Annotated in this window: 8 protein-coding genes; all 8 read right to left on the bottom strand. The window is 45.1% G+C overall.

Translation table 11 applies throughout. The features are described 5' to 3' along the window. Nucleotides 1–695, bottom strand: a 695-nt coding sequence (locus A4R26_RS34260) for a TPM domain-containing protein (protein WP_081171730.1), incomplete at its 3' end; no start/stop codon positions are given. 120 nt (nucleotides 696–815) lie between these two features. Continuing rightward, nucleotides 816–1,277, bottom strand: a complete 462-nt coding sequence (locus A4R26_RS34255) for a TPM domain-containing protein (protein ID WP_081171728.1) — start codon at nucleotides 1,275–1,277, stop codon at nucleotides 816–818. A 10-nt stretch (nucleotides 1,278–1,287) separates the two neighbouring features. Next, complete coding sequence (locus A4R26_RS34250; RefSeq protein WP_081171726.1) at nucleotides 1,288–1,878, bottom strand: LemA family protein; 591 nt, start codon at nucleotides 1,876–1,878, stop codon at nucleotides 1,288–1,290. A 357-nt stretch (nucleotides 1,879–2,235) separates the two neighbouring features. Beyond that, complete coding sequence (locus A4R26_RS34245) at nucleotides 2,236–2,889, bottom strand: hypothetical protein (protein ID WP_081171724.1); 654 nt, start codon at nucleotides 2,887–2,889, stop codon at nucleotides 2,236–2,238. 126 nt (nucleotides 2,890–3,015) lie between these two features. Then, the gene (locus A4R26_RS34240; RefSeq protein ID WP_081171723.1) at nucleotides 3,016–3,669 is read right to left on the bottom strand and encodes a hypothetical protein; all 654 of its coding nucleotides are present in this window, start codon (nucleotides 3,667–3,669) and stop codon (nucleotides 3,016–3,018) included. A gap of 115 nt (nucleotides 3,670–3,784) precedes the next feature. After that, nucleotides 3,785–4,987 carry a phosphoglycerate kinase gene (locus A4R26_RS34235; RefSeq protein ID WP_081171721.1) on the bottom strand — a complete coding sequence of 401 codons (1,203 nt, stop codon included), beginning with the start codon at nucleotides 4,985–4,987 and terminating at the stop codon, nucleotides 3,785–3,787. Between the two features lie 111 nt (nucleotides 4,988–5,098). Further along, nucleotides 5,099–6,139 (bottom strand): type I glyceraldehyde-3-phosphate dehydrogenase, encoded by a 1,041-nt coding sequence (gene gap / locus A4R26_RS34230; RefSeq protein ID WP_081171720.1) that lies wholly within the window; start codon nucleotides 6,137–6,139, stop codon nucleotides 5,099–5,101. Nucleotides 6,140–6,841: 702 nt separating this feature from the next. Continuing rightward, nucleotides 6,842–7,071: hypothetical protein (locus tag A4R26_RS35540; RefSeq protein ID WP_207625881.1), on the bottom strand; the 230-nt coding region annotated here is incomplete at its 5' end.

Below are 7,071 nucleotides of genomic sequence, written 5' to 3'. Positions count from 1 at the left end.
CCGCCACTGCTGCCACGGCCGAGCATACTTCCTAATATGAAAGGGCCTAACCAGCCGGAACCACGACGACTCATAAATCCGCCGCCACCTCTGCCACCGCCGCGGCCACCGAAGATCACGATCATAATAATGATAAATACCAGGAAGCCGAATGGCAGCGCGCTGCCGCCGCCTTTTTTCTTTCTATAATTGGCCGGCGCCTTGTATTCCCCGGCCGCTGCCTTTATAATGGAATGGGCAGCCTGTGAAAGGCCCTGGTAATAATCGCCCGACCTGAAGTTGGGAGTAATATCATTTTGTATAATGTGGCCGGTAGTGATATCGGGTATGGCGCCTTCCAGGCCATAACCTACTTCAATCCGGATCTTGCGGTCGCGGATGGCAGCAAGGATCACTACCCCATTATTGTTTTTCTTATTTCCAACGCCCCACTCGCGAAACAACTTCGTTGTATACTCTTCAATGGGATAATCGTCGAGCGTATTAATGAGAACAATGGCTATCTGGTTGCTGGTACTGTCGTCGTATGCTACCAGCTCGTTTTCAAGCTGCTGTTCTTCCTGCGGCGTTAACACACCGGCAAAATCATTGACCAGCCGGGGAGGGGTTGGCCGGGCAGGAATATCCTGTGCCACCGCCAAAAACGACACAAACAACAAAGCCGAGGCTAGAAAGAGTTTAAATCTGTTTCTCATTACTACTTATGAATGCCATTCAATTTAAAAAATGTTACAGGTCGCAAGTTGCAGGTTACAGGGAATACCAAAGCCTCAACTCCCTGTAACCAGGAACCTGAAACCTGCAATTTCTTTTAATTAAGATCCAAAAACCATATCGTCGGGTAACTCATTTTTATCGCTTGACCGGTTGTACGGAAAGTACGTTTTCAATGCGAGTCCAACATCGTTAACCACAGCCTCTATCGCTTCTGCAGGATGAGCGTTTGCGAAATGCTTTTGCATAACCGCCACCTCCTGGTTCCAGAAAGACTGACCAACCTTTTCGTGAATACCCTGATCGGCCAGGATCGCAAACTGGTGGTCTTTCATGGCAACGTATATCAACACACCATTACGGTCTTTTGTAAGGTCCATCTTCAGCCCCCAGAAAATTTCTGCGGCCCTGTCGAGCGGGTCAACAAAACGGCAACGGCTTTCGGTATATACCCTGATCTCACCGCTGGTTTGTTGCTCGGCATTGCGGATGGCACTGACAATGCGCTCCTGTTCGTCGTTCGAAAAAAACTGTTTCCTTTTTGAGAAGGGGAAAAATGCCATGGATATTATTTTAGAATGCTACTTTAGGCGCCCTTTCTGAACCGGCTTCGGCAGTGAACCCTGGTTTTACGCTAAAGCCGAACATACCGGCAAAAATATTATTGGGAAAACGACGTACCGTGCTGTTGTATTCCTGCACCGATGCGTTAAAGTCGTTACGGCTAACCTTGATGCGGTTTTCAGTTCCTTCGAGCTGTACCTGCAGGTCTCTGAAGTTTTGTGTAGCCTGCAATTGCGGATATTGTTCGGCAACGGCCAGCAACCTGCCTAAGGCACCACCCAACTGCCCCTGCGCCTGCTGAAACTGTTGTATCTTTTCAGGTGTGAGGTTATCGGCACTAACGTTCATCGAAGTAGCCTTCGCTCTTGCTTCAATTACCTGCGTTAATGTCGTTTGCTCGAAATTGGCAGCCCCTTTCACTGTACTCACGAGGTTAGGTATCAGGTCGGAACGACGCTGATAATCGCTCTGCACATTATTCCATTTGTTCTTCACATTTTCATCGAGGTTTACCATTTTGTTATATCCATTACACCCGCAACCACCCAGTATCAGGATGAATACAACGATAACGATCAGTACCAGATAACTAGATTTCATACCTATTTAGAGTTTTATGTATTATAAATGTACAATTTTTTACCACAACCAATCTACAATTCCTATGATAAACAAATGGTTAAGGTTACTTGTTCAACCGCGCAGCCATTTAACGCACTGCCAGCCGTCATTGTAAACATCACATTACTTTGGTCGCAGCCACATGGTTTTCGTTACATAGTTTTTGCAAAATCCCGGGAAATAGTTGACCGGTTGACGAGTTGAGAAGATTCAGTTCAAAGAGATTGAGTAATTGCATGCCTCGCTTATTGCAGAAGTTTATTTTAGAGATATTCCTTAAAAAAAGAAGCCCTCCCCGCAAACCGGGAGGGCTTTCAATTTATAGAACCAATATATTTACTGCTTTTGAAATGTATAAACCAAATATAGGGAATAAGATGTCCTTTGCATAACGCCCTGGATTAACTGGCTAGAGCTTTGGCTAAATCTTCCAGTGAGTGTCATTTTATCGCCATACCACCTAAGTTTAAATCCAGTACCATTACTTTGCTGCGTTCCGTTGGGTGTTTGTAAGGTTCCACCATTAACGTAAATTGAATCGGTTCCGAATTTTTTATAGGTAGAACTAGAATTGGTAGGCGGTGCTATATAATTCATTGGCAGTTCAATTGAATCTTCAAGCGCACCTCCGTTATATATATAAGTTTTGGTCATCGTATTCACAGTAAACTCTAAACCAGTGCCAGTCATGGTAGAACCGTCGAATTCACATGTGCCTGCATTGTTCTCTGTAGTATAGTCGTTGAGTGTTTCTGTTTTGGATGACATACCCAAACCGCTCATCTCAATAATAGAAGTGTTTTTGGCTTTCAAGTCAATAAACTTCCAGGTACCAATTTCGGAACCATTGCTGCTTCCGCCATCGTTACCATTCCCATTGGTACCGCCGGGTGTTACCCCCAGTGTATCAACGCTTTTCTCTTTTCCGCAGGAAGCTAAGATGAATACAAAAGAACAGAGGAGTATGAAGGGGGTAAACTTAAGGCTCATTTGCTACAATTTTTTGTTTAGGGCAGAATAATTCTCATCAAAAATACTATTTCGCGGGAAGTTATCCATCCTTATTGAGACAATTACTATGGTTTTGATGCTGCGATGGTGAAAAACGCTTAGTCCTCAATTTTTTCTGAGCGTGGCCACCAGTTCGGCACGCAGTGTGATCTTTGCCGGGATTCCCTGGAAGGCCTGGGTCGTAACGGTGTCGTATACCGTGATCATTTTCATAACATTACTGCTCTCAAATTTCAGTTTACAACCCGTAGGGATATTCGGTAATAACCCACCTGTGATGGCATTTAAAAAGCCGCCGTCCTGAAAATGGAGTGAGTCCGTGCCGATCTTCGTATAATTTGAAGAAGCGTTTTGGGGCGGAAGGGTTTGACTGAATGGGGTTTGCTCTGTGTCGAACAAAACTCCGTTCATATAAATAGAGGTGGTGGCAGTAGTATTTACGGCCAGGGTGATGGCATTCGCCGTCATTGTAGAATTATCGAACGTAACGGTGCCATCGTTATTTGTAGAGATAAAGTTGCTCGAACTGACCGCTTTAACTGAAGCGCCACTTTGAGAAAACTCCGCTGTTTGATCAATTTTCCCGGTGAGGGAAACAAACATCCAGCTACCGACTTCCGTGTTCAAACCAGGTGGAGTGGTGTCAGACGGAAGCGGGCCGCCAGCAGGAGGTGTTATATCGCCGCTAATTTCCTTCTGACAGGAAGCCGCCGCCAATACCAGGGCTACTAAAAGTAGTAATTGGTACCACTTTCTCATAATTAAGCTAATTTTTATTTCCGCCTGACTGGTTACCCGAAGATCATTAAAAAATCAATGCCACGCACTGTTGGTACGTGGCATTGATTATATGATAAAGTTAAATAAAAACTTACTACCTGCTATTTTTTATAGCCGCAATACCGGGGAGTTCTTTACCCTCAAAGAATTCGAGCATGGCGCCGCCGCCGGTTGAAACATAGCTAACCTGGTCGCTGTAGCCAAACTGGTTAACGGCTGCAACTGAATCGCCGCCGCCTACCAGAGAGAAAGCGCCGTCCTGGGTAGCTTCGGCAACAGCCGTTGCAATAGCTTTTGTCCCGTGCTGGAATTTATCCATTTCAAACACGCCCATAGGACCATTCCACAAAATGGTTTTTGAACGTTTGATCACGTTGGCAAACTGGTTGCAGGCGTTGGGACCAATGTCGAGCCCCATCCAGCCATCGGGAATGTTATTGCTGGGCGCATTGGATGTAAGTGCGTTGGCATCGAATTTATCGGCGATCACAGAATCGGAAGGAAAATGCAGGCATACGCCTTTGGCTTCCGCTTTCTTCAGCAGTTCGCGGGCTGTTTCGATGCGCTCGTTCTCACAAAGTGAATTACCGATGGCTCCGCCCTGCGCTTTTTCAAACGTATAGGCCATACCACCGCCAATGATGATATCGGTCGCTTTTTCAAGCAGGTTTTCGATGATGAGTATCTTGTCAGAGACCTTGGCGCCGCCGATGATGGCGGTAAAAGGTTTCTCGGCATTGTTCATTACTTTTTCGGCGCTGGCTACTTCGCTTTCCATCAGCAGACCGAACATTTTTTTATCAGCAGCAAAGAATTGTGCGATAACCGCTGTAGAAGCGTGCGCGCGGTGAGCGGTACCGAATGCATCGTTCACATATACGTTGCCCAGTTTGCTTAGTTTTTCAGCAAAACCGGCATCGCCTTTTTCTTCTTCTTTATAGAAACGCAGGTTCTCAAGCAACAATACTTCACCAGGCTTCAGGGCAGCGGCTTTGTCAATGGCCTCCTGTCCGATGCAATCACCGGCAAACTGCACATTAACGCCGAGCAATTTGGTTATATGAGCAACCAGGTGTTTAAGTGAAGATTTTTCTTCGGGGCCTTCTTTGGGGCGGCCGAGGTGACTCATGAGAATAACACTACCGCCGTCGCCCAATATTTTTTTAATGGTGGGAACAGCCGCTGTGATGCGGGTATCGTCGGTAATGGCAAATGTTTTTTTGTCAAGCGGCACGTTAAAGTCAACCCTGATCAGCGCTTTCTGACCTTTGAAATTATATTGGCTGAATGTAGACATGAAGAGTAGTTTTAAAAAAGTTAACCACAAAGTGTATTGAAAGCGTTTTCCTCTTTCAACATCTTTGTGGTTAATGAGGAATTAGCAGATACTAAATCCTGCGGTTATTTATTAAGCTTTTGCTTTTTCTTTAGCAGCGCCTTTGTTGATGAGCTTTGCAAAGTAGTTCACTGTGCGAACCAGCTGACTAACATAGCTCATTTCATTATCGTACCAGCTAACAGTGCGAACCAGTTGGGTGTCGCCTACTGTTTGAACGCGGGTTTGAGTAGCGTCGTACAAAGAACCGTATGTGATACCGATGATATCGCTGCTTACGATCTCGTCTTCAGTAAAACCAAAGCTTTCGTTAGCGGCGGCTTTCATGGCGGCGTTCACTTCTTCAACGGTAACTTTTTTACCCAATACAGCGGTTACTTCAGTTAAAGAACCGGTAAGGGTGGGAACGCGTTGTGCAGAACCATCTAACTTACCTTTCAGGTTAGGCAGTACCAGGCCGATGGCTTTGGCAGCACCAGTGCTGTTGGGAACGATGTTCTGAGCGGCAGCGCGGGCGCGACGCAGGTCACCTTTCGGATGTGGCGCATCCTGGGTGTTCTGATCGTTTGTATAGGCGTGAATGGTGGTCATAAGACCGTTAACGATACCGAATTTCTCGTCTAGCACCTGAGCCATTGGGGCCAAACAGTTGGTAGTACAGCTGGCGCAGCTGATAACAGTTTCAGTACCGTCGAGAATAGCGTGGTTAACGTTGAAAACTATCGTTTTCAGATCGCCGGTAGCGGGAGCAGAGATCACTACTCTTTTCGCACCTGCGGTAAGGTGAGCTTCAGCTTTTGCTTTATCGGTGAAGAAACCTGTACATTCAAGTACAACGTCTACATCATGCTCTTTCCAGGGAATTTGAGCGGGATCTTTTTGTGCGTAGATCTTTACTTCATCGCCATTTACTATAATAGAGTTTTCGGTACTTTTTACTTCAGCATCGAAACGGCCCTGAGCGCTATCATATTTAAGGAGGTGGGCTAAAACTTTAGGACTGGTGAGGTCATTGATAGCAACTACATCTATGCCGTCCATTTTATAAATCTGGCGGTATACCAACCGGCCGATACGACCAAAACCGTTGATCGCCACTTTGACTGTGCTCATGATCTGGATATTTTGTGTTAGTTAAAAATTGCGGGGGCTAAGGTACAATTTTGGCGGTAAATGGGTTTATGAAATTTGTGTGCATGATAAACATATAGCGGCCATCTATTTATACAGGCGGTATAAGGAATAGTCTATCTGCAAACGGGCTTTTAGCAGGGTAAATATTGATAATTTTTAACTGAAATTACACGTTTTATAAAAAGTGCGTAGCCCTAACATGTGCAGGTTGACAGGTGCAACTTTTTATAAAAACCCATTATCCTTTCGAATGCGTTTATTTGTTTTCATTTTGTTTTTATTGGCGGCAACGGGAGTTGTGGTCAATCGAAGACTTGCCTTTTTCCCAGCGATGCCATCATTATGCCCGACAGCCTGCATTCCTGCCGGCACTTGACACCATGGCCAGTATTCAATTCAAGCAATTCAACAGGAAGTGCAAAATACCCCGGTTTATAAAAAGAGCATTGACCTGCTGGACAGGCAGATTTAATATTGCCAACCCAGGCCGGCGCGCAGATCTTTGGTGTACAAGGGACCTATGGAGCCTTTTTCGTCCCGACCGGTAACTGCTGTAACTGGGATTACATAAAAACTATATGTTAATTGCTTACAGATCGGGCACCATTGCAGTAAATAGTCCGGTAATCCTTTTCAAATATGACAGAAAGAAAATAATCAGCGTTAGGTACTGGCTTGGTTTTATGTGGGAAGTAAAATCAACCAGGGATTTAATTGAAAAGATGAGTTTCTATAGCGGGTCGTTTTCACGTCGACCGCTTTTTTAGCATTTGTAATTATATCTTCGTATAATAGATTGAGTTGCAATAAAGGGGTTGAAAAAAAACCTGAAAGACTTTCAGATTTTTTTGGTGAAATAAAAGCGATTCCTATCTTTGCACTCCCAAAAACGAGCCGCGTTCGTCTAAGGG

The organism is Niastella populi, assembly GCF_002078015.1.
GTDB lineage: Bacteria > Bacteroidota > Bacteroidia > Chitinophagales > Chitinophagaceae > Niastella > Niastella populi.
Note: the sequence above shows the minus strand (reverse complement) of the source record. Positions and strands in the feature narration are given on the sequence as shown.